1 protein-coding gene is annotated in these 1,179 nt (G+C 61.4%); it reads right to left on the minus strand.

What is annotated here, in order from left to right; translation table 11 throughout:
* On the minus strand, nucleotides 1-894 hold an 894-nt coding region (locus AWB81_RS43250), incomplete at its 3' end, for an MFS transporter (protein ID WP_144444406.1).
* Between the last annotated feature and the right edge of the window lie 285 nt (nucleotides 895-1,179).

Consider the following 1,179-nt stretch of genomic DNA (forward strand, 5'->3'; position numbering starts at 1 on the left):
AGGAACCTTGCTCGCACCTCCTACAACTGCCTGAGTTCGAAAAGTACAAGGCCACCTGATGAACGCCCCGAGGCGTCCACGAACAAAACCCAATTTTGCAGGTCCGACGAATGACTGCTCGCCGAGGCCAAGATGCTTCGCGACAAAGGTCGGCGCAGCCAGGACATACAGGTAAATGGCCAGATTGACCGCCGCGTTGGCGAGCGCGAGCGCTACGAAGCGCGGCGTCGTGAGCAAGGTGGCATAGGCCTGCGCGAGGGCGCGCGGATGCAGCGGATGCAGCGGATGCCTGCGGGACAGCGGCAGGGTCTCGGGCACAAACTTCCAGCTGATTACCAGCAGGGATGCGGACAGTATCGAAAGGAAGATGAAGATGCTGCGCCATCCGGTCCACAGTAGCAGCCAGCCGCCACAGACGGGCGCGAGTGCAGGCGCCAGCGCAAAGATCGCTACCAGCGCCATGATTTTCTGTGCCTCTGTGCCATGGAAGACGTCGCGCACCATCGCCCGGCCAATAACGACGCCGACCCCGGCGCTAATGCCTTGCAGTGCCCGCCCGGCGTAGAGAAGCGAAACGCTGGGGGCGGCTGCGCACATCAGCGACCCGATCGTGAACAGCACATTGCCGGCCAGAATCATCCGGCGGCGGCCGATTGCATCGGAGATCGCCCCATGCCATGGGATCATCAATGCGAACGGGAGCAGGTAGGCCGACAGTGACTGCTGAACTTGCGTAGGACTGGCATGTAGCGCCTGCGCCATCACCGAAAAAGCAGGCAGGTACGTGGCGATTGCGAACTGTCCGAGCATGGAAAGCCCAGCCACGAGGACGACGATCGTCGTCGTGTTGAACTCCTGCTCTCTCGACTCTCCTGTCGGGTTCCTTGTCGACATCTGCTCACCCCTCGTCGCGCTGTCACTTTTGCGCAGGCTCGGTAGCACGCATCCGACCCGTACCGGGGCGCACGCGCGAGCGGTGCTTCGATATAGGCGATGTTCGCAGCGAGCGATTGCGCGCTCGGGCGGTCGTTGCGAACATCGCCTGTCGCCAGAAACCCGCTCTCTCATTCACGAATGATCTGAATACGCCGCGCCTTGATAGCTGCGGATTTCGGCGATGGTGATCAGCCGTTTCGGTGAACGTGATCAGTATGGAAGTTGGTGTTGCGCGGTCAGAGA

Origin of the sequence: Caballeronia arationis, from assembly GCF_001544975.2 — a bacterium.
GTDB classification, from domain to species: domain Bacteria; phylum Pseudomonadota; class Gammaproteobacteria; order Burkholderiales; family Burkholderiaceae; genus Caballeronia; species Caballeronia arationis.